The sequence below is a fragment of the Arthrobacter sp. AOP36-C1-22 genome (assembly GCF_052377515.1).
Classification (GTDB): Bacteria; Actinomycetota; Actinomycetes; order Actinomycetales; family Micrococcaceae; genus Arthrobacter_H.
Genome location: NZ_JBQSWW010000008.1, coordinates 104,724 through 124,074, shown reverse-complemented (window position 1 = coordinate 124,074; position 19,351 = coordinate 104,724). Strand labels below are relative to the sequence as shown.

The window sequence follows — 19,351 nt, the reverse complement described above, 5'->3', positions numbered from 1 at the left end:
TTACGGTCAGTGTAGCTGCGCCCCGCGGGGGTGGGAATGGTCTGTGGGACCGGGCTTCAGCGCAGGTGGGTGCCGCGGGTTTCCGGGGCACGCAGCCCCATCCAGCCGACCGCGAGCAGGACCAGGGCGCCGGCGACGAGGAAGGAATTGGCCAGCCCGAACACCGGCCACAGCCAGGCGAAGAGCAGCGGCCCGAAGCCTGCCCCGAGGCGGCTGAAGGAGGAGGCCCAACCGAATCCCGAACCGCGGAGTTCGGTCGGATAGAGCTCGGAGACGTAGGTGTAGAGCACGGGGATCGCGATCTGGATGATGAACCCGAAGACCAGCAGCCAGGCCACGGCCACGGCGGGCTGGGACAGCGAGAGGGCGACGAGGACCAGGACGAGGGCGGCCAACGGGCCGGTGACGCCCAGGAGCCATTTACGGCCGACCCGTTCCACCAGCAGGGCAGCCAGCACCACGCCGGCCAATCCCACGGCCGCCATGCCCGCGGTGCTGAACAACGCCGCGGATTCACCCATCCCGGCGTCGAGGAGGATCGAAGGCATCCACGTCAGGGCCAGGTAGTAGACGAGCAGGACCGTCAGGAAGAGCGACCAGGCGATGGCCGTGATGCGCCAGTTGAAGGCCCAGACCCGTCGCAACTGGTCGACCCACGCCCCGGCGGAGAACCGCGGCACCGAGCTCGCCGAGGGCAGCGTATAGGGTTCCACGGCGGCCCCGGTGCGCCGGACCAGACCGTCGATGACCCTCGAAGCCTCACGCCGGCGGCCCGCCCGGACCAGGAACAGCGGGGACTCCGGGACCGAACGGCGGATCCAGAAGACCAGCAGGGCCGGCAGGACCATGACCAGCAGGATCAGCCTCCAGTTCCCGGTGCCGGCCTGGATCACCGCGGAGACGAAGAACGCGGCGGCGGCCCCGACGGGCCACCATCCGTCCATGGCGGTCAGGACCCTGCCGCGGTGCCGGGCGGGGGTGAATTCCCCGACCAGGGCATAGTCCACCGGGATGCACCCGCCCAGTCCCAGCCCGGCAAGGAAACGGCAGGCGGCAAAGAAGACGAAGTTCGGCGACAGGGCCCCGGCCACCGTGAAGAGGGAGAAGATCAGCAGGGTCCAGGTGAAGGCCTGGCGGCGGCCGATCCGGTCCGCGATGGTGCCCCAGAGGAAGGCGCCCAGGGCCATGCCGATCAGGTTCGCGGTCCCCAGCCAGGCCGCCGTCGTGCGCTCGAGCCCCCATTCCTGCATCACCAACGGGATGAGGGCGCCGTTGAGGGTGACATCCCAGGCGTCGAACATGAAGCCGAGCCCACCGATGATGAAGATCTTGCCTTGGACGCCCCAACGCCAGGGGAGTCGTTGGACGATGTCGTCGCCGGAGGCCAGGGTGCGGTACTCGTTCATGGGCAGGCAGGTCCTCTGGCGATGGTGCAGGTCGGGTGGGAGGCGGAGCTGTTCCGGTCCCGGCCGGACCGCCCGATCCCAGATTAGCCGGTGGGCCGCAACCGGGCCGGGCGACACGTCTGTCACCACGGTGGTGAAGGCCCTACAGTAGGTGTGAACTACATCACCATAGGCGCTCCGCGGGGGTGCCCGAAGGGACGGACCGCCATGGCAGAAGACCCGGCCGGGAAACACGGCGAACTCGAGACGCCCAAGAAGTGGAAGGTCATTGGTCCCGGGCTCATCGTCGCCGCCACCGGCGTGGGGGCCGCCGATATGGTGGCCACCCTGGTGGCCGGCTCCAAATTTGGTTACGGGCTGTTGTGGGCGCTGGTCGTCGGCGTCATCCTGAAGATCGTGCTGGTGGAAGGAGCCGGACGCTTCTCGCTGGCCTCGGGCCAGACGATCTTCGAGGGGTGGCGCTCATTGGGCCGGTGGCCCGTCTGGTATTTCGGGCCCTACATCATCATCTGGGGGTTCATCTACGGGGCCTCGGCCATGGCCTCGACGGCGCTGCCGTTGGCCGCCCTGTTCCCTGCGGTGCCGCAGATCGTGTTCGCCCTGGGCACCGGGCTGGCCGGATTCCTGCTGGTGTGGTTCAACCGGTATGCGGTGTTCGAGAAGATCACCGCCGCGTTGGTCGGGCTGATGTTCATCACGATCGTCGGGCTGGCCATCATCGCGGTCCCCGACGTGCCGGCCATGCTCGCCGGGCTGGTTCCGCGCCTCCCGGAGGGGTCGGTGCTCTATACGCTCGCGCTCGCCGGCGGGGTCGGTGGCACGATCACCTTGGCCGCCTATGGCTATTGGCTGCGGGAGAAGGGCTGGGTGAAGCCCGGATGGATGCGGGTGATGCGCCTGGACAACACCATGGCCTACGTCATCACCGGGATCTTCGTGATCTCCATGATGATCGTCGGTGCCGAGGTCGTCGCGGCCGCAGGAGTGACCCTCGATGCCAAGGACAAGGGCCTGCTGGACCTCAGCGAGGTGCTCAAGGACAAATACGGGGACTTCATCGGTTCCGCGTTCCTGGTGGGCTTCTTCGCCGCGGCCTTCTCCTCGGTCATGGGCGTCTGGAACGGCGTCTCGCTGATGTTCGCCGATTTCTGGGGCAACATCCGCGGCAAGGGATCCGACCACCCCGATTCCCGGGCCCACGGCAAGTACTTCCGCTTCTACCTGCTCTGGCTGACCTTTCCCCCGATGCTCCTGCTGCTGATCGGCAAACCGATCGCCCTGGTGCTGGCCTACGGTGTCCTGGGGGCGATGTTCATGCCGTTCCTGGCCATCACGCTGCTGCCGCTGCTGAACACCGACCGGGTGCCGCGCGAATGGCGCAACCGGTGGCATACCAACACGGCCCTGGTGATCTGTGCGGTGCTGTTCATCTGGCTCGGCGTCTACAAGCTGGTCACCACGATCATGGATTTCTTCTAGGAACCGGGCCCTCCGGCGGCTCCATGGCCATGACTGCCGAAAAAGCAAGGCCTTATCAGCCGCGCCCGACGGGGGTAGGCTCTGGTCATGGGAGTGGATTGGACGGCTTTGGAAGAGGCAATCCGGCGATCGGCATTGCGACAGGCCCGGGACGTGATCGAGAATCACCCCGACCACGAGTTCTATGCGATCGCACTGTCGGGGGTCTCCACCGACCCGGCCGAGCCCATCGAACTACCGGTGCTGGCCTTGAACTCCGAACAGGCGTTGGACCGCGACGGGGACTCCGTGGAGGAGGACCTGGGGGTCGGCGACGAACCCGAGGAGACCGAAGAGGACGGCGACGGCCCCGACCCGCTGAACACCGGCCATGAGGACGACGGCGACGATGCGGAGGACACCGCCGAGGATTCGGCGGACGACGACGATTCCGACGGATTCGACGTCGACGGGGAACTGGCCCAGCTCGAAGCCGAAGGCGAAGCCGCGGAATCCGGGGCCAGCTACTACTCGTCCCGCTGGAACCCGCCGGAATGGCACTGGTGCTCGATGGAGCTCTTCGACGAATCCGCCGCCGTGCTGTGGCGCGAGGCGTTGACCCGGGTCGCCGAATCCTCCGGCTGGGAGGAAACGCTCCGGCGCTACTACGAATTGCTGCTCACCGTCGTCGAAGACCTGCGCGTGGAACTGGCCCACGGCCGCAATGCGGAGATCGTCGCCTATGTCGCCGATGACGACCACGCCGACGCCCTGCTGCGCAGGAGCCTGACCCCCGAGCAGCTCTCACGTCATTTCCCCGACCTCGTCTCCTGAAGCCCGGCTGCGGGCCGGTAGGGTTGTGAACGCCCCAACCGATGATTCCCGGGAGTTCCTTGTGAGCCAGACCGTCCTTGACCGTGTTCCTCTTCGCCGTGCACTGATTTCCGTCTACGACAAGACGGGGCTCGAAGACCTCGCCCGTGGCCTGCACGAGGCGGGGGTTTCCCTCGTCTCCACCGGCTCGACCGCGAAGAAGATCGCCGCCGCCGGGGTGCCGGTGACGGAGGTATCCGAGGTCACCGGCTTCCAGGAATGCCTCGACGGCCGGGTGAAGACCCTGCACCCGCGCGTGCATGCCGGGATCCTGGCGGACCGCCGCCTGCCCGAGCACATGGACCAGCTGACCGAGATGGGCATCGAACCCTTCGATCTGGTCGTGGTGAACCTCTACCCGTTCGTGGACACCGTCGCCTCCGGTGCCGGTCAGGACGAGGTCGTGGAACAGATCGACATCGGTGGCCCCTCGATGGTCCGCGCCGCCGCGAAGAACCACCCTTCCGTGGCCGTGGTCGTGGATCCAACCAGCTACGGCGACGTCGTGTCGGCAGCCCGGGGCGGAGGCTTCGACCTGAAGACCCGCCGCCGGCTGGCCTCACTGGCCTTTGCCCATACCGCCGCCTACGACAACGCCGTCGCCAGCTGGACGGCAGCCCAGTTCGGCGATGACGAAGCCCCCGCCAAGTTCCCTCCCTACGCCGGGCTCGCGCTCGAACGCTCGGAGGGCCTGCGCTACGGGGAGAACCCGCACCAGGCCGCCGCACTCTATGTCGATACGGCAGCCCCCGCCGGCATCGCCCAGGCCGACCAGCTGCATGGCAAGGCCATGAGCTACAACAACTTCACCGACGCCGACGCCGCCCTGCGCGCGGCCTTCGACTTCGCCGAGCCGGCCGTGGCAGTCGTCAAGCATGCCAACCCCTGCGGTGTCGCCGTGGCCTCGGGCCACGCCGCGGACCCGATCGCCGATGCGCACCGCAAGGCCCACGCCTGCGACCCGGTCTCCGCCTACGGCGGAGTCATCGCCGCCAACCGGACCGTCACGGCGGGCATGGCCCAAACCATCAGGTCCATCTTCACCGAGGTCGTCATCGCCCCCGGCTTCGAGCCCGAGGCGTTGGAGATCCTCACGGCGAAGAAGAACATCCGCCTGCTGCAGCTGCCGGCCGGTTACGAACGCGATGGCGTCGAGTACAAGCAGATTTCCGGTGGCATGCTCCTGCAGGCTTCGGACCGGATCGATGCCGCCGGCGACGACCCGGCGAACTGGACGCTGGCCGCCGGCAGTGCCGCCGATGAGGCCACGCTGGCGGATCTGAACTTCGCCTGGCGGGCCATTCGTGCCGCCAAGTCCAATGCCATCCTGCTCGCCAGCGGCGGGGCCACCGTCGGGGTCGGCATGGGCCAGGTCAACCGGGTGGACTCCTGCAAACTGGCTGTCGAACGCGCCAACACGCTGGGGGTGGCCGTCGAATCCGACGTCGATGCCGCCGGCGGTGCGTCGGGAGTGGCAGCAGGAGCCCCCTCACCCGAGCGGGCCCGCGGGGCGGTCGCCGCCTCCGACGCCTTCTTCCCCTTCGCCGATGGGCTGCAGATCCTGCTCGATGCCGGGGTCAAGGCAGTGGTGCACCCCGGTGGGTCGATTCGAGACGAGGAAGTCGTCGCCGCGGCCAACGCCGCGGGGATCACCATGTACTTCACCGGGGCGCGACACTTCTTCCACTAGGAAGCGCGGCGATACCGCCGCCGGAACCCCCAGCGGCCGGTCCCCTCGAGCCAGGGGCCCGGCCGCTGCCGTATCCGGGGCGGGAGCGGCCGGGAAGTCATCCTCGGTGGGGATGACCCGTCCGCCCCGGAGTCGTACGCTGAAATGAACGCAGACCCGAAGGGGGCCTCATGTTCAGCATCATTGCCGCAGGTACAGCAACAGCAGCAGCGAGCGAAAACGGTTCGGGGAACCTCGTCGTCGGACTGGTGGTGGGGGCCGTCATCGTCCTGGGCGCCGCCGGATGGTTCCTGCGGCGCTACCTGGTGGCCCGCCGCCCGGCAGCCAGCCGGGAAGAACACGAAAGGCTCCGTGAAATGAACGGGGTGCGCCCCGAACAGAAGGTCGTCAACGACCAGACGACCGTGCGGCCGGTCCGCCGCGGGGGCATCTAGCCCGGTCCGGAAGGACCGGCGCAACAACAGCTGGGGGGAACATGCTCATCACCATCACCGGTGGCCTGTTGGCTGCTGCCGAAACCAGCGGAGATGATTCAAGCAATCTGGCCCTGGGCCTGCTGATCGGGGCCGTGGGCCTGGTCGGCGGCGTCTGGTGGATCGTGTACCGTTTCCGGGCCGCCCGGCGGCCGGCCGCCAGCCGGGCCGAGCATGAGATGCTCCGGGAGATCACCGCGGAGCGGCCGGAGCAAAGAGCCGTCCAGCGGGTGCGCCCCCGGGTCCGCCTGCGCCGGAGCGGATTCTAGTTCCGGGCCGTCAACACCTGGTGTGCCAGGGCCGAATCCGCGGGTAGGAACGGGAGCAGGGCCGCGCCCTGAAGCGAGGTGGCCGCGGGCTCACGCACCTGCAGATGCGGCCAGAGCGCCGCCAGCCGGGAGATGAGTTGGCTGCGGACGCGTTCCCCGCGCAGCACCCCACCGAGGAAGCAGACGGCCGGGGCCTCGGCCCGGTCCTGCCCCACCCGGCGCAACCCGGTGGAGACGGCCAGGGCCAGTTCCCGGGCCGCGTCATCACAGATCCGGCGGGACACTTCGTCGGTCGCGGCGAGCCGGGCCACCGTGGCGGCATAGGAGGCGGTGCGGCTGACGCGGTCCGGATCGCGTTGGAGTTCGACGTAGGCCTGGGCCAGATCGGGGAAATCGGCGCGCACCACCTCGGTCAGGGTGGTGGCGGGGCCGCGACCGTCGAAGTCGCGCATCACCGCGTCCAGGGCCGCCCGGCCCATCCAGTAGCCGCTGCCGGCGTCGCCCATGATGTAGCCCCAGCCGTCGATGCGCACCACCTCCGTGGCGCCCACGGCCAGGGTGACCGCGCCGGTCCCGGAGGCGATCACGGCGCCGGGGGAGTCACCCAGTGCCCCCAGGTATGAACTGACCGAATCGTGGGTGATGTGTACCGAGTGAACGCCGTAGCCGGTGGTGGCAGCCAACAGTGCCGGTGCCAGCCCCTCGCCGTCGGTCAGTCCCGACAGTCCCGCGGAGACGGTCCTGAAATCGTGGCCGGCCGCCTCGCGGGCCCGGGCGACGACGTCGGCGATCTGGCCGGCCAGCGGCCGGTCGGTGAGGATGCCCCGGAATTCAAGGACCTCGACGTCGGGGGAGGCGGTGCCATCGTCCTGGAGCACCTGGGCGCGGATGCCCGTTTGCCCGCCATCGATCGCCAAGGCCATTTCGGGCATGGGAGCCGTCCTTTGTTCGGTGGTGCCTCGGAGGGGACCCGGGGCCCGGACCATCATACCGATCCGTTGTGAGGTCGGACACGGTGCGGTCGCGGGAACCGCGGAATGTGTCGCATCCCACAACTAGTGGCCTGGGGCAACGGGATATGGTGGCGGTGACGGACGCCATGGCGGGCCGTCGGCACCGACCAACACCACTTCTGGAGTCATCGCATATGAAGTTCCCCCACGTCCTGGGCGCCGGAATCGCCGTCGCCGCAGCTTCCCTGGCCCTGGCCGGCTGTTCCGCCGGTGAACCGGCCGCCGATTCGTCCTCCTCCGCCTCCTCGGCCGAGGCGGCGATCGCCGCCCCGGAGACCAACGACCAGATGAAGGCCGAAGGGGCCGACGGGCTGTCGGCGACCACGTACTACTACTACGAGGCCATGTCCTACGCACTGCAGACGGGCCAGACCGATGAAATGCTCGCGGTCACCGAGGACTGCACCGAATGCGAGGACGCCGCCGGGGCCATTGCCCGGGTGTACGACGACGAAGGCAGCATCGAGGGTGGGCAGCCCAAGCCGCAGGACGTGGTTGCGGTGGGCGAGGTCGACCAGGACGGCCAGCTGAGCGCCGTCGTGCCCTACATGGAGGATGCGAAGAAGGTCCTGGACAAGGACGGCGAGGTCGTGGAGGAAACCGAGTGGGATGCCGAGGGCACCACCTACACGGTGACCGGAAAATACGACGACGGTGCCTGGAAGATCACCGCGCTGAAGCACACCCCGGATGCGAGTGCCCCCGAGGACGAGTAGCCCCCGGGAATAGGGGCCCACGGGCCCTCTCGGGTAAGTTGGATACGTTGAGATCATCACGTTGATCTCCCCAAACCGTTGACCTTCAGGGAGATGCCTCACCCATGGCAAAGATTATCTACACCCACACCGACGAAGCGCCGATGCTGGCCACCTATTCCTTCCTGCCCATCGTCGAAGCCTTCGCCTCGACCGCCGGCGTCGAATTCGAGACCCGCGATATTTCGCTGGCCGGCCGCATCATCGCCCTCTTCGGTGACTTCCTGAGCGAGGACCAGCGCCAGAACGATGCGCTGGCCGAACTCGGCGCCCTGGCCCGGAAGCCCGAAGCGAACATCATCAAGCTGCCGAACATCAGTGCCTCCATGCCGCAGCTCAAGGCGGCCATCGCCGAACTGCAGTCGCAGGGCTACGCACTGCCGGACTACCCGAACAACCCGGCCTCCGACGAGGAAACGGACATCCGTTCACGCTACGACCGCATCAAGGGCTCCGCCGTGAACCCGGTGTTGCGCGAAGGCAACTCGGACCGCCGGGCCCCGCTGTCGGTGAAGAACTACGCCCGCAAGTACCCGCACTCCATGGGTGCCTGGTCCGCGGATTCGAAGACCAACGTCGCCACCATGGCCGACGGGGACTTCCGCGCCAACGAGAAGTCGGTCGTCATGGACTCCGATGACCGGATCGAGATCCGCTTCATCGCCCAGGACGGGACCGTCAAGGTCCTGAAGAAGGCCTTCGACGTGCTCAAGGGCGAGGTCATCGACGGAACCTTCATGTCCGCCGCGCAGCTCGACGCGTTCCTGGCCGACCAGGTCGCCCGTGCCAAGAAGGAAGGGGTGCTCTTCTCCGCCCACCTGAAGGCGACCATGATGAAGATCTCCGACCCCATCATCTTCGGCCACGTGGTCAAGGCGTTCTTCCCCGACCTCTTCGCCACCTATGGCGAGGACCTCGAAGCGGCCGGACTGAGCCCCAACCACGGCCTGGCCGCCATCCTCGGCGGACTCGACGACCTCTCCGAAGAGGTGCGCGACGGGGTCAAGACCGCCATCGAGGACGGCCTGGCCAACGGGCCGGGCATCGCGATGGTCGATTCGACCAAGGGCATCACCAACCTGCATGTGCCGTCGGATGTCATCGTCGACGCCTCCATGCCGGCGATGATCCGCACCTCGGGCCACATGTGGGGCGCGGACGACGGCGAACACGACACCCTGGCCGTGCTGCCGGACAGCTCTTATGCCGGGGTCTACCAGGCCGTCGTCGAGGACTGCCGCGCCCACGGCGCCTACGACCCGACCACCATGGGCACCGTCCCCAACGTCGGGCTGATGGCCCAGGCAGCCGAGGAATACGGCAGCCACGACAAGACGTTCGAGATCGCCGGAGCAGGCACCGTGCAGATCGTGGATTCCGCCGACCGGGTCCTCATCGAGCACCAGGTCGAGCAGGGCGATATCTGGCGTGCCTGCCAGACCAAGGACACCCCGATCCGCGATTGGGTCAAGCTCGCCGTCACCCGGGCCCGCACCTCCGGGATGCCGGCGGTCTTCTGGCTCGACGAGACCCGCGCCCACGACCGCAACCTGATCGCCAAGGTCACCGAGTACCTGGCCGATCACGACACCGAGGGCCTGTCGCTGCAGATCATGGACCCCGTGGAGGCGACCACCTACACGCTGGAGCGCCTGCGTCGCGGCGAGGACACCATCTCGGTGTCCGGCAACGTGCTGCGCGACTACCTGACCGATCTCTTCCCGATCCTCGAGCTGGGCACCAGTGCCAAGATGCTGTCGGTGGTCCCGCTGATCAACGGGGGCGGCCTCTTCGAGACCGGCGCCGGCGGTTCCGCGCCGAAGCACGTGGTGCAACTGCTGCAGGAAAACCACCTGCGCTGGGATTCGCTGGGTGAATTCCTGGCCCTGGCCGAATCCTTCGCCCACCTGTCCAGTTCCACGTCGAACGCCCGCGCCCAGGTGCTGGCCGACACCCTCGACGCCGCCACCGGCACGTTCCTGCTCGAGGACAAGTCGCCCAAGCGTAAGGTCGGGGAGCTCGACAACCGGGGCAGCCACTTCTACCTGGCCATGTACTGGGCCCAGGAGCTGGCCCGTCAGGAAGAGGATGTCGAGCTGGCCGCCGCCTTTGCCGAGGTGGCAAAGGACTTCGTGACCCACGAGGACGACATCAACGCCGAACTGCTCGGGGTCCAGGGTTCAGCCGTGGAGCTGGGCGGCTACTACCGTCCCTCCGACGAGTTGGCCCAGGCGGCCATGCGCCCCTCGGCCACGCTGAACCGCGTCCTGCAGTCCCTGGTCTCCAAGCTGGGCTAGGGCCTCGGCCACCGCTGCGGCGGCAGGACCACGACGGCGCGTGGCCCGATGACTTCCATCGGGCCACGCGCCGTGTGCGGTGCCGGGGGTCTTCGGCCCGGGGAACCGCCCCGGGGGCGTTCCCGGCCGGTTGCTCAGCCGGTCGCCAGCGTGGGGGAGGCGGCCAGCAAGGCCCGGGTATAGGGGTGCTGCGGGGCGGCGAAGACCTCTTCGGTGGCCCCTGATTCGACGATGCGCCCCTGCCGCATCACCGCCAGCCGGTCGCTGACATGGCGTACGACGGCCAGATCGTGGGAAATGAACAGGTACCCCAACCCGAATCTGGCCTGCAGGTCATCGAGCAGGTCCAGGATCCTGGCCTGGACCGAGACATCCAGCGAGGACACGGGCTCATCGCAGATGAGCACCCGGGGTCCCGGGGCCAACGCCCGGGCGATCGCAACGCGTTGACGTTGGCCCCCGGAGAGGGTCCGTGGATGCCGTCCGGTCAGCCCCGGGGCCAGCCCGACCAGTTCCAACAGTGCCTCCGGGGAATCGGCGCCCCAGCCGCCGTCGGCCCCGGCCCCGCCACCGCGGGTGGTCAGGGCATCGGCCAGGATGGCCCCGACGCGTCGGCGGGGATCGAAGGAACTCAACGCGTCCTGGTAGACGGCCCCGAGCAGTGGCCGGCGCGCCCGGCGGGAGGATTCCTTCCCCGGAACCCAGTCACCGCCGAACAGCTCGACCGTGCCTTCATCGGGTTCCTCCAAGCCCAGCAGGATCCGCGCCGTCGTGCTCTTGCCCGATCCGGAGGCGCCGACCAGGCCCAGCGTGCGCCCGGCTTCCACCCGCAGGCCCACATCATCCACGGCCCGGAAGTCCTCGCCGCCTTTGACCGCGAAGGTCCTCGACAGGTGCCTGGCCTCCAGCACCGTCCCCTGCGACGAACCAGGGCCCGACACCGGCCGCGGCTTCGACTCCGGCACGGGATCCAGCAAAGAGACCGGCTCCGGCGCCCCGGGATCCGCCGGTGCCACCGACAGGCGGGTGCCGCGGGGGCGACCGGCCGGAACGGCGCGCAGGAGCATCCTGGTGTATTCGTGCTCCGGGTGGGACAGAACCGTGGCGGTGGGACCCTGTTCGACGATCCTGCCCCCGCGCATGATGGCCACCCGGTCCGCCACCGAGGAGACCACCGCCAGATCGTGGCTGATCAGCAGCAGCGACGACCCCCCGGAGCGCAAGGAGGCCAGCACCCCGAGGACCTGGGCCTGGGATTCGGCATCCAAGGCCGTGGTGGGTTCGTCGGCGATGAGCAGCTCCGGATCCAAGGCCATCGCGGAGGCGATCAGCGCCCGTTGGCGCATGCCGCCGGAGAGTTCCCCGGCCCGCCGCCCGGCATCAACGGTCTGCAGTCCCATCGATTCCAGCAACCCGGCCACCCGGCGGCCCCGGGAGGCGGCGGAGAGGGAGGTGTGCAGGCGCAGCGAGTCGTCGATTTCCCGGCCGATGGTGCGCAGCGGGTCCAGCGAGACCAGCGCATCCTGGAGCACCAACCCGATCCGGGTCCCGCGCAGGCGCCGCCACTGCCGCGGGCCTGCCCCGTGCAGGGAGGCGCCGTCGAACTCCCACCGGCGGGCGTCCACCCGGGCGCCCCGGCCCGAGAGCCCCAACAGGGCCCGCGCGGTCACCGATTTACCCGACCCGGATTCTCCCACCAGGGCCAGGCATTCGCCCCGGCCTACGTCCAGGCCGACGTCGTGCACCACCGGGGTGCCGGCGAATCCGACCTGGAGCCCCTCGACCCGCAACAGCGATGGCCCGTTCATGCGCCGACCGCCCGTCGTTGGAGGGACCTGCCGAGTACAGTGCTGGCCGCCGCCGTGGCGACGATGGCAAGACCGGGGAAGAACGTCATCCACCAGGCGGAGCCCAGATAGGTGCGTCCCGCCGCGAGCATGGCGCCCCATTCGGGCGCCGGAGGGGCCTCGCCGAGCCCGAGGAAGCTCAACGCCGAGGCCCAGATGACTGCCTGGCCCACCCCCAGGGTCGCCAACACCAGGACGGGGCCCAAGGCATTGGGCAGCAGATGCCGGAACAGGATCTTCGCCGGATGGTGGCCCAGGACCCGGGCCGACTCGATCATCGCCGAGCCGCGCAGGGCCCTGGCCTGGGACCGGATGATCCGGGCGTAGCCCGGGGCGGTGGTCAGCCCCACGGCGACGATCGTGGTGGACACCCCGGGACCGGCCAACGCGATGAACACCAGGGCCAGGAGCAATCCGGGCAGCGCCAGCATCACTTCGACGAGGCGTCCGATCCCTGCGTCGAGCCAGCGTCCGCCCAGCCCGGAGGCCAGCCCCAGGACCAGGGCCAACCCCAGTCCCAGGGCGGTGGCCGCGGCCCCGATGAGCAACGAGGGCCGGGCCCCGTGGACCACGCGCGAATAGAGGTCCCGCCCCGATTCGTCGGTGCCGAACCAGTGGGAGAGGGAGGGGCTGGAGAAGGCGGCCCCGGGGTCGATGGCCAGCGGGTCGGTGGGCGCCAACCACCAGGGTACGACGGCGGCGAGGACCAGGAAGCAGGCGGTGGTTGCGGCGAGGGCCGGCAGGATGACCCCGGGGCCCGGCCAGCGGCGCGGGCCCGGCCGGCGGCGCGGGCCCGGCCGGCGGCGCGGGCCCGGACCGCGCGGGAACGGCCCCGGCAGGCTCGACATGGTGGAAGACACGGGGGTCACCGCCCCCGGATCCGCGGGTCGATGAGCCGTTCGGCCAGATCGGAGAGAGCCATGACCACGACGTAGGCCAGCGCCGAAACCAATGCGACCCCGGTGACCAGGGGGACGTCGCGCAGCGTGACGGCCTCGAGCAGGGTGCGCCCCAGGCCGGGCCGGGCGAAGATCGACTCCACGACGACCGCGCCGGAGACCAGGGACCCCAAAGCCCAGCCGGAGAGGGCCACCCCGGGCAGGGCCGCATGGCGCAGGGCATGGCGGAGCACGACGCCGGCCTCGGACTCCCCGCGGGCGCGGGCCGAGAGCGCGAAGGGTGAGTTCAGTGCGGTCACCATGGACTCACGCATCACCTGGCCCAGGAATCCCGCCAACGGCAGGGCCAGGGTGACGATCGGCATGACCAGCCCGGCGACCGTGCCGTTGCTGACCGGTGGCAGCCACCGCCAGGCGCTGGAGAAGAGGAGCACCAGCACCGAACCGAGCCAGAAGTGCGGGACCGAGGCCGCGGCGATCTCCAGGGCCGAACCGACGGCGGAGGCGCCCCGACCGCCCAACCCCGAATAGAGGGCGAGCCCCAGGGCCACCACCCAGGCCAGGATCCAGGCGCCGACGGCCAGGCCGAGCGTTCCCGGAAGTTGGGCGGCCAGCACCTCGGAGACCGGGATCTTCAACGAATACGAGGTCCCCAGGTTCCCGGTGGCCAGATGCCCCAACAGGGTCAGGTACTGCACGCCCACCGGCCGGTCGAGCCCGTAGTCGACCCGGGCGGATTCGAGGGCCTCGGCCGAGGCCTGCGACCCGGGCCCGCCCATGATCGCCTCCGCCGGGTCCCCGGGGATGAGACGGATGGCGACGAAGATCAGTGTGGCCACGGCCCAGAGCACGAAGACCGCCGAGGCGGCACGACGAGCCAGCCAGACGCCGACGGGACGCCACGCGGTGGGGGCGCCCCGGCTGCTGCGTCGGGTCTGGGTGGGGTCGGAGGTCGTCTGCCCGGCCATGCTCCGGCGTCGTTCCTACTTCGCCAACCAGGCGTCGTGGAACGTCGGGGAGGCCACCGCGGTCATCGCCCCGACGTCGTGCAGATCCGTGCTGTACAGGAAGTGGTTCTGCTGGTCGTACAACGGCAGGAGGTAGTGGCCTTCCAGGACGATCTTCTGGGCTTCGGTGTACTTGGCCTGGCGCTCATCGGCGTCGGTGGTGGCGCTGGCCTCCTCCAACAGGGCGTCGAGTTTCTTGTCCTTGACCTGGGCGTGGTTGGCGAAGTAGCCCGAAGGGGCCGGGACCGTGTTGGAGGAATGGAACAGGATGGACAGCACGTCGGGGCCGACCTTCGTGTACGGGGCACTGACCAGGTCGTAGTGGTTCTCGCCCAGGACGTCGTACCAGCTGGAGAGGTCCAGCAGGTCGAGCTTGACCTCGAAGCCGACTTCCTTGGCGGTGGCCTGGAACTGCTGGAAGAGCGACTGTTCGGCCGGGACCGACTGGTTGGTGCTCACCGGGAAGGTCAGGGACAGGCGTTTGCCGTCCTGGGTGCGGTACCCCTGGGAATCGCGGTCGGTCCAGCCGGCCTCGTCCAGCAGCCGATTGGCCTGTTCGGGGTCCCGCTCGAAGGCGGATTCATCGGAGTAGCCCATCGGTTCGACGCTGGACAGTGCCGAATAGGAGCGCTCTGCCGTATCGAAGAACAGCGAGGAGAGGCCGTCCTGGACGTCCACGGCGCGGATGAAGGCCTCACGGACCTTCGCATCGTCGAACGGGGCCTTGGAGGAATTCAGTTCGATCCGGTTCGAGGCCCCCGGGCGCGGGGCATCGAGGTGGTCGATGTCCTCGGCGTCCTCGGCGGCCTTGATGGTGTCCGGCTGGGCGTTGTCGATCATGTCCACCGTGCCCGATTGCAGGGCGGCATAACGGGTGGCGGCCTCGGGGATGAACTTCCAGGTGATGGCCTCCAGATGGGCGGGCCCCGCATGGTCGGCGCCGTCGACGGGGACCGTGTAGTCCTCGTTGCGGGTCAGGTCCACCGAATCCTGTTTGGTCCACTTGGAGACGGTGAAGGGGCCGGTGCCCACCGGGGCGGCGCAGTTGTCGGCCTGGCTGCGTTCCAAGGCCTGCGCCGATTCGATCGCGACCCACGGCATCGAAAACGATTCCAGCAGGGCCGAATCCGGGGCCGAGAGGTTCAACGTCAACGTCGAATCGTCCACGACGTCCATGCTCTTGATCTTCGCCACCGCCAGATAGCCGGTGGAGGAGGCGGTGTCGGGGTCCTGCAGGTGTTCGATGTTCGCCTTGACCGTGGCCGCGTCCAACGCGGTCCCGTCGGTGAATTCGATGCCCTCGCGCAGGGTGAGCGTCCAGGTCAGCCCGTCCTCGGAGGCTTCCGCCCCGGAGGCCAGCCACGGGACGATCTTCCCCTCTTCGTCCTTGGTGTACAGGGTCTCGAGGTATTGGCCGGCCAACAGGGCCTGCGGGTAGTTCCCGCCCACATGCGGGTCCAGGCAGGTCGGTTCGGCGTCGCCCGAGGCGTAGACCAGGGTCCCACCCTCGACCGGGGTGTCATCGGAGGCCGAACCTCCGGGGCCACCCGAACCGGCGCAACCGGTCAGGACGAGAAGGGAAGCGAGCAGGGACGCGGCGAGCGAGGCCGGCCGTGCGGGACGGGGGACTACGGGCATGGGTGTGACTTCCTCGACAGATGCTGGGGCACCGGCGCCCGGTGATGGCGGGCGCGCGGCGGACCACGCTGATGCGCGGGATGCCCCACCAGCCTAAAGCAGGGGAGCCCGGCCCTGCGGTGGCGTGGGACACAGTGGGCGCCCCAAGTCACAATTATCGGCCCCGGGCCCGGGTTTGAAACCATGGTTTCCATGCCAAGCACTCCTGAAGGACCCGGCGGGCCAGAGGCGCCGTCGACGGTGACGACCGAACCCCGGGGCGGGACGAACCCCGGCGAGGAACGCAGCGCCCGGGTGGCCGTGACGCTGTTCCCGCTCCTGATTCTCGCGGGCGGGGCGGTGGCCTTGTTCTTCCCGGCCCCCTTCACCTCGCTGGCGCCGCTGATCAACCCGGGGCTGATGCTCATCATGTTCGGCATGGGCCTGACCCTGACCCTGCCCGACTTCTCCCTGGTGGTGCGCCAACCCTTGCCGGTGCTGCTGGGAGTCATCGCCCAATATGTGATCATGCCGCTGCTCGGGCTGGGGGTCGCCAGCCTGCTGGGGCTGCCGCCGGCCCTGGCGGCAGGGGTCATCCTGGTGGGTTGCGCCCCGGGAGGGACGTCGTCGAACGTGGTCACCTATCTCGCCAAGGGCGATGTCGCCCTGTCGGTGACGATGACCAGCGTGTCGACGTTGCTCGCCCCGATCTTCACCCCGCTGCTGACCCTCTGGCTGGCCGGACAGTACCTGCCCGTCGCGGCCGGGTCGATGGCCGTGTCGATCGTGCAGATCGTCTTGATCCCGGTGGTGCTGGGCCTGATCGTGCGCACCGTCGCCCCGGCGCTGGTGGCCGCCATCCTGCCGGCACTGCCCTGGGTCTCGGTCCTGGCCATCACCTTCGTGGTCATCGCCGTCGTCGCAGGCAGCGCCGAGGCCATCTTCAGCGCCGGGCTGCTCATCCTGGCAGCGGTCATCCTGCACAACGGGCTGGGCTACCTGGTCGGCTACGGGGCCGCCCGGATCTTCGGATTGCCGATCCCCTCCCGCAGGACCATGGCCATCGAGGTCGGAATGCAGAACTCGGGGCTGGCCGCCGGGCTGGCCAAGACCTATTTCGCGCCCGAGGCCGCCCTGCCCGGCGCCGTGTTCTCCGTCTGGCACAACGTCTCGGGAGCGATCCTGGCGGCGATCTGGCGGCGCAGCAGCGCGCGGCCGCAGTAGGACTCCACCGGCCCCCTGGGACTACGAAGGGAGGACGACGACGGGTTCCGTCGTCGTCCTCCCTTGCCGCCGGAGGCGGGGTCGCTACTTCGTCAGCGGGCCCAGCACCGGATCGTTGACATAGGCTTCCTTGACGTTCTCCTGGGTGACGATCTGCGGCTTGAGCAGGTAGGCCGGAACGACCTTGGTCCCGTTGTCGTAGGAGTCGGGGTCGTTGACTTCGACGTCCTTGCCCTCCTGCAGGTCCTGGACCATGGTGACCGAATGCTCCACCAGGGCACGGGTGTCCTTGTTGATGGTGGAGTACTGCACGCCCTTCATGATGGACTTCACCGACTCGACCTCGGAGTCCTGCCCGGTGACGACCGGGACGTCCTTGCCTGCTGCCTTGACCGAGGTCAGGGCGGCGCGGGCCAGGGTGTCATTGGGGGAGAGGACCCCGTCGAGGGACTTGGAACCGGTGTAGGTGCCGGTGAGCAGGGTGTCCATGCGCTTCTGCGCGTTTTCCGCCTTCCACCCCTGGGTCACCGCCTGCTCGAACTTCTGCTGCCCCGAGGCCACCTTGACGGTCTTGTCCTTGATGGCCGGCTTCAGCACGTCCATGGCGCCGTCGAAGAAGACCTGGGCGTTGGCATCGTCGGGGGAGCCGGCGAGCAGCTCGATGTTGTACGGGGCCTTGCCCTTCTTCTCCTTCAACCCGTCCAGCAGGGCCTGGCCCTGGAGCTGGCCGACCTTGAAGTTGTCGTAGGCGACGTAGTAGTCGACGTCCTGGGTGTTCAGCAGCAGCCGGTCGTAGGCGATGATGGTGGCCCCGGCCTCCTTGGCGGCCTTGAGCTGGTTGCCCAACTGGGCTCCGTCGATGGCCCCGACGATGATGACCTTCGCGCCCTTGGAGATCATGGCGTTGATCTGGTTCTGCTGTTCGGCGACGCCGCTGTTGGCGAACTGCACGTCGGGTTTGAAACCCTTGTCCTTGAGGTCCTTATTGAATAGGTTCTCCGCCAGGACCCAGTTCTCACTGGTCTTCTGCGGCAGGGCGACACCGATGGTGGCGCCCTCGTCGAATCCTGAAGCACCGTCCGCGTCGGCGGCGGCCCCGGCATCCTGCCGGCCGCAACCGGTCAGTGCCAGCGCGGCGATCGCCGTGACCGCGGCGAACTTGGTTGCTTTGCCCATGATCTTCATTGGTTTCTCTTTCTGGTGGTGCGGGTGGAGCCGGATGGAAGGTGTCAGACAGAGGTCGGGATCTTATCCGGGGTGGAGGGGATCCCTTCGTCCGCGGGACGGTTGCGGGAGGACAGCCCCCGGGTCAACAGACCCGTGATGGAGGGTTTGCCCTGGGATTTGTTGTAGACATCGAAGGCGACGGCTGCCAGCAGCACCAGGCCCTTGATGATCTGGGTGGCATCGGCCCCGACGCCGAGCAGCTGCAGGCCGTTGTTCAGCACGGCCATCACCAGGCCGCCGATGATCGAACCGACCACGGTGCCGACGCCGCCGGTGACGGCGGCGCCGCCGATGAAGACCGCGGCGATCGCGTCGAGCTCCCACATGTTGCCATCGGAGGGCCCCGAGGCGGTGGAACGGGCCACGAAGATCATGCCGGCCAACCCGGCGAGGACTGCCATGTTCATCATGACCAGGAAGTTGACCTTCTTGGAGCGGACGCCGGAGAGCTCGGCGGCGTGGCGGTTGCCACCGACGGCGTAGATATGGCGGCCGAAGACCGTGCGCGAGGAAATGAAGCCGTAGATGATCACCAGGCCGATGAGGATGATTCCCGGAATCGGCAGCGAGGTCCCCGGTCGGCCGGTGGCAAAGAGATAGGTGGCGTAGAGGATGGCGGCGCTGATCAGGGTCAGTTTGGTGAGCTGGACCCACAGCGGCGGGACCAGGGCGCCCAGCCGCAGGGCCTTGGCACGGCCGCGCAGCGACATGATGACCACCAGGGCGACGGTGGCCAGGCCGAGCAGGAGGGTGAGGTTGTTGTAGCCGGTATTGGGTCCGACCTCCCTGAGGTAGCCGGCACCGATGTACTGGAAGTCCTCCGGGACCGGGATCGTGTTGGATTTGCCCACGAACTGGTTCAGTCCGCGGAAGAGCATCATGCCCGCCAGGGTCACGATGAACGCGGGGATCCCGACATAGGCGACCCAGAAGCCCTGCCAGGCTCCGATCACCACGCCCAGGGCCAGACCCAGGAGGATGCCGGCCCAGGCGGGCAGCCCCCAGTCGCGGATGGCCAGGGCCACGGTGACGCCGACGAAGGCGGCGATCGAGCCCACCGAGAGGTCGATGTGCCCGGCGATGATGACCAGCACCATGCCGATGGCCAGGATGAGGATGTAGGCATTGCCATTGAGTAGGTTCATCAGGTTGCCCGAGGTCAGGGTGACCCCGTCGGTCATGATCTGGAAGAAGACCACCAGGGCCACCAGGGCAAAGATCATGCCGAATTGACGGGTGTTTCCGCCAAAGAGCTGCTTGATCGCGTTCATTATCGGTTCCTAGGTTCGCGGGTGC

16 protein-coding genes are annotated in these 19,351 nt (G+C 68.5%); 8 read left to right on the top strand and 8 right to left on the bottom strand.

The features are described 5' to 3' along the window. Positions 1-56: 56 nt before the first annotated feature. Entirely contained in the window at positions 57-1,406 is a 1,350-nt protein-coding gene (locus ACT3S6_RS06885) for an MFS transporter (protein ID WP_444554308.1), read from the bottom strand. Positions 1,407-1,613: 207 nt separating this feature from the next. Here ACT3S6_RS06885 and ACT3S6_RS06880 point away from each other — a divergent pair, with 207 nt between their 5' ends. From ACT3S6_RS06880 to ACT3S6_RS06860, 5 genes are all read left to right on the top strand, one after another. After that, positions 1,614-2,885: an Nramp family divalent metal transporter gene (locus ACT3S6_RS06880; protein ID WP_444554307.1), complete on the top strand. Its 1,272-nt coding sequence runs from the start codon at positions 1,614-1,616 to the stop codon at positions 2,883-2,885. Between the two features lie 153 nt (positions 2,886-3,038). Continuing rightward, positions 3,039-3,698 carry a DUF4303 domain-containing protein gene (locus tag ACT3S6_RS06875; RefSeq protein WP_444554306.1) on the top strand — a complete coding sequence of 220 codons (660 nt, stop codon included), beginning with the start codon at positions 3,039-3,041 and terminating at the stop codon, positions 3,696-3,698. Between the two features lie 61 nt (positions 3,699-3,759). Next, positions 3,760-5,427 carry a bifunctional phosphoribosylaminoimidazolecarboxamide formyltransferase/IMP cyclohydrolase gene (gene purH / locus ACT3S6_RS06870; protein ID WP_444554305.1) on the top strand — a complete coding sequence of 556 codons (1,668 nt, stop codon included), beginning with the start codon at positions 3,760-3,762 and terminating at the stop codon, positions 5,425-5,427. A gap of 170 nt (positions 5,428-5,597) precedes the next feature. Continuing rightward, on the top strand, positions 5,598-5,861 hold the full coding sequence (locus tag ACT3S6_RS06865; RefSeq protein ID WP_444554304.1) for a hypothetical protein: 264 nt from the start codon (positions 5,598-5,600) through the stop codon (positions 5,859-5,861). Between the two features lie 41 nt (positions 5,862-5,902). Next, on the top strand, positions 5,903-6,169 hold the full coding sequence (locus tag ACT3S6_RS06860; protein WP_444554303.1) for a hypothetical protein: 267 nt from the start codon (positions 5,903-5,905) through the stop codon (positions 6,167-6,169). Here ACT3S6_RS06860 and ACT3S6_RS06855 read toward each other — a convergent pair. Next, complete coding sequence (locus tag ACT3S6_RS06855) at positions 6,166-7,101, bottom strand: N-acetylglucosamine kinase (RefSeq protein WP_444554302.1); 936 nt, start codon at positions 7,099-7,101, stop codon at positions 6,166-6,168. The two genes, ACT3S6_RS06860 and ACT3S6_RS06855, sit on opposite strands and share 4 nt — an antisense overlap. 215 nt (positions 7,102-7,316) lie before the next feature. Between ACT3S6_RS06855 and ACT3S6_RS06850 the strand changes: the two genes are divergently transcribed. Together ACT3S6_RS06850 and ACT3S6_RS06845 are read left to right on the top strand one after the other, a co-directional pair. Then, on the top strand, positions 7,317-7,898 hold the full coding sequence (locus tag ACT3S6_RS06850; RefSeq protein WP_444554301.1) for a DUF6318 family protein: 582 nt from the start codon (positions 7,317-7,319) through the stop codon (positions 7,896-7,898). 104 nt (positions 7,899-8,002) lie between these two features. Next, positions 8,003-10,234 (top strand): NADP-dependent isocitrate dehydrogenase, encoded by a 2,232-nt coding sequence (locus tag ACT3S6_RS06845; protein WP_444554300.1) that lies wholly within the window; start codon positions 8,003-8,005, stop codon positions 10,232-10,234. Positions 10,235-10,368: 134 nt separating this feature from the next. On the opposite strand, the gene ACT3S6_RS06840 is transcribed toward ACT3S6_RS06845, so the two are convergent. Genes ACT3S6_RS06840 through ACT3S6_RS06825 form a run of 4 tightly spaced genes read right to left on the bottom strand, consistent with a single transcriptional unit; the run spans position 10,369 to position 15,625 of the window. Further along, positions 10,369-12,042: a dipeptide ABC transporter ATP-binding protein gene (locus tag ACT3S6_RS06840; protein WP_444554299.1), complete on the bottom strand. Its 1,674-nt coding sequence runs from the start codon at positions 12,040-12,042 to the stop codon at positions 10,369-10,371. After that, entirely contained in the window at positions 12,039-12,941 is a 903-nt protein-coding gene (locus ACT3S6_RS06835) for an ABC transporter permease (protein ID WP_444554298.1), read from the bottom strand. The genes ACT3S6_RS06840 and ACT3S6_RS06835 overlap by 4 nt, the downstream gene beginning before the upstream one ends. A 5-nt stretch (positions 12,942-12,946) precedes the next feature. Continuing rightward, positions 12,947-13,948, bottom strand: coding sequence for an ABC transporter permease (locus ACT3S6_RS06830; protein ID WP_444554297.1), 1,002 nt, complete (start codon positions 13,946-13,948; stop codon positions 12,947-12,949). 15 nt (positions 13,949-13,963) lie between these two features. Further along, entirely contained in the window at positions 13,964-15,625 is a 1,662-nt protein-coding gene (locus ACT3S6_RS06825; protein ID WP_444554296.1) for an ABC transporter substrate-binding protein, read from the bottom strand. A gap of 192 nt (positions 15,626-15,817) precedes the next feature. On the opposite strand from ACT3S6_RS06825, the gene ACT3S6_RS06820 reads away from it, so the two are divergent. After that, the gene (locus ACT3S6_RS06820; RefSeq protein ID WP_444554295.1) at positions 15,818-16,828 is read left to right on the top strand and encodes a bile acid:sodium symporter family protein; all 1,011 of its coding nucleotides are present in this window, start codon (positions 15,818-15,820) and stop codon (positions 16,826-16,828) included. 84 nt (positions 16,829-16,912) lie between these two features. Here the strand turns inward: ACT3S6_RS06820 and ACT3S6_RS06815 are convergent, their stop codons facing one another. Both ACT3S6_RS06815 and mmsB read right to left on the bottom strand, forming a co-directional pair. Beyond that, complete coding sequence (locus ACT3S6_RS06815; RefSeq protein WP_444554294.1) at positions 16,913-18,013, bottom strand: substrate-binding domain-containing protein; 1,101 nt, start codon at positions 18,011-18,013, stop codon at positions 16,913-16,915. A 44-nt stretch (positions 18,014-18,057) separates the two neighbouring features. Then, entirely contained in the window at positions 18,058-19,326 is a 1,269-nt protein-coding gene (gene mmsB, locus ACT3S6_RS06810) for a multiple monosaccharide ABC transporter permease (RefSeq protein WP_444554293.1), read from the bottom strand. Between the last annotated feature and the right edge of the window lie 25 nt (positions 19,327-19,351).

Bases quoted from the DNA above. Each gene is read 5' to 3' on its own strand.
- ACT3S6_RS06850 (WP_444554301.1), top strand. From the start codon at position 7,317: ATGAAGTTCCCCCACGTCCTGGGCGCCGGAATCGCCGTCGCCGCAGCT.
- ACT3S6_RS06845 (WP_444554300.1), top strand. From the start codon at position 8,003: ATGGCAAAGATTATCTACACCCACACCGACGAAGCGCCGATGCTGGCC.
- ACT3S6_RS06885 (WP_444554308.1), bottom strand. From the start codon at position 1,406: ATGAACGAGTACCGCACCCTGGCCTCCGGCGACGACATCGTCCAACGA.
- ACT3S6_RS06825 (WP_444554296.1), bottom strand. From the start codon at position 15,625: ATGCCCGTAGTCCCCCGTCCCGCACGGCCGGCCTCGCTCGCCGCGTCC.
- ACT3S6_RS06830 (WP_444554297.1), bottom strand. From the start codon at position 13,948: ATGGCCGGGCAGACGACCTCCGACCCCACCCAGACCCGACGCAGCAGC.
- ACT3S6_RS06840 (WP_444554299.1), bottom strand. From the start codon at position 12,042: ATGAACGGGCCATCGCTGTTGCGGGTCGAGGGGCTCCAGGTCGGATTC.
- ACT3S6_RS06820 (WP_444554295.1), top strand. From the start codon at position 15,818: ATGCCAAGCACTCCTGAAGGACCCGGCGGGCCAGAGGCGCCGTCGACG.
- ACT3S6_RS06865 (WP_444554304.1), top strand. From the start codon at position 5,598: ATGTTCAGCATCATTGCCGCAGGTACAGCAACAGCAGCAGCGAGCGAA.
- ACT3S6_RS06880 (WP_444554307.1), top strand. From the start codon at position 1,614: ATGGCAGAAGACCCGGCCGGGAAACACGGCGAACTCGAGACGCCCAAG.
- ACT3S6_RS06815 (WP_444554294.1), bottom strand. From the start codon at position 18,013: ATGAAGATCATGGGCAAAGCAACCAAGTTCGCCGCGGTCACGGCGATC.
- ACT3S6_RS06855 (WP_444554302.1), bottom strand. From the start codon at position 7,101: ATGCCCGAAATGGCCTTGGCGATCGATGGCGGGCAAACGGGCATCCGC.
- ACT3S6_RS06860 (WP_444554303.1), top strand. From the start codon at position 5,903: ATGCTCATCACCATCACCGGTGGCCTGTTGGCTGCTGCCGAAACCAGC.
- mmsB (WP_444554293.1), bottom strand. From the start codon at position 19,326: ATGAACGCGATCAAGCAGCTCTTTGGCGGAAACACCCGTCAATTCGGC.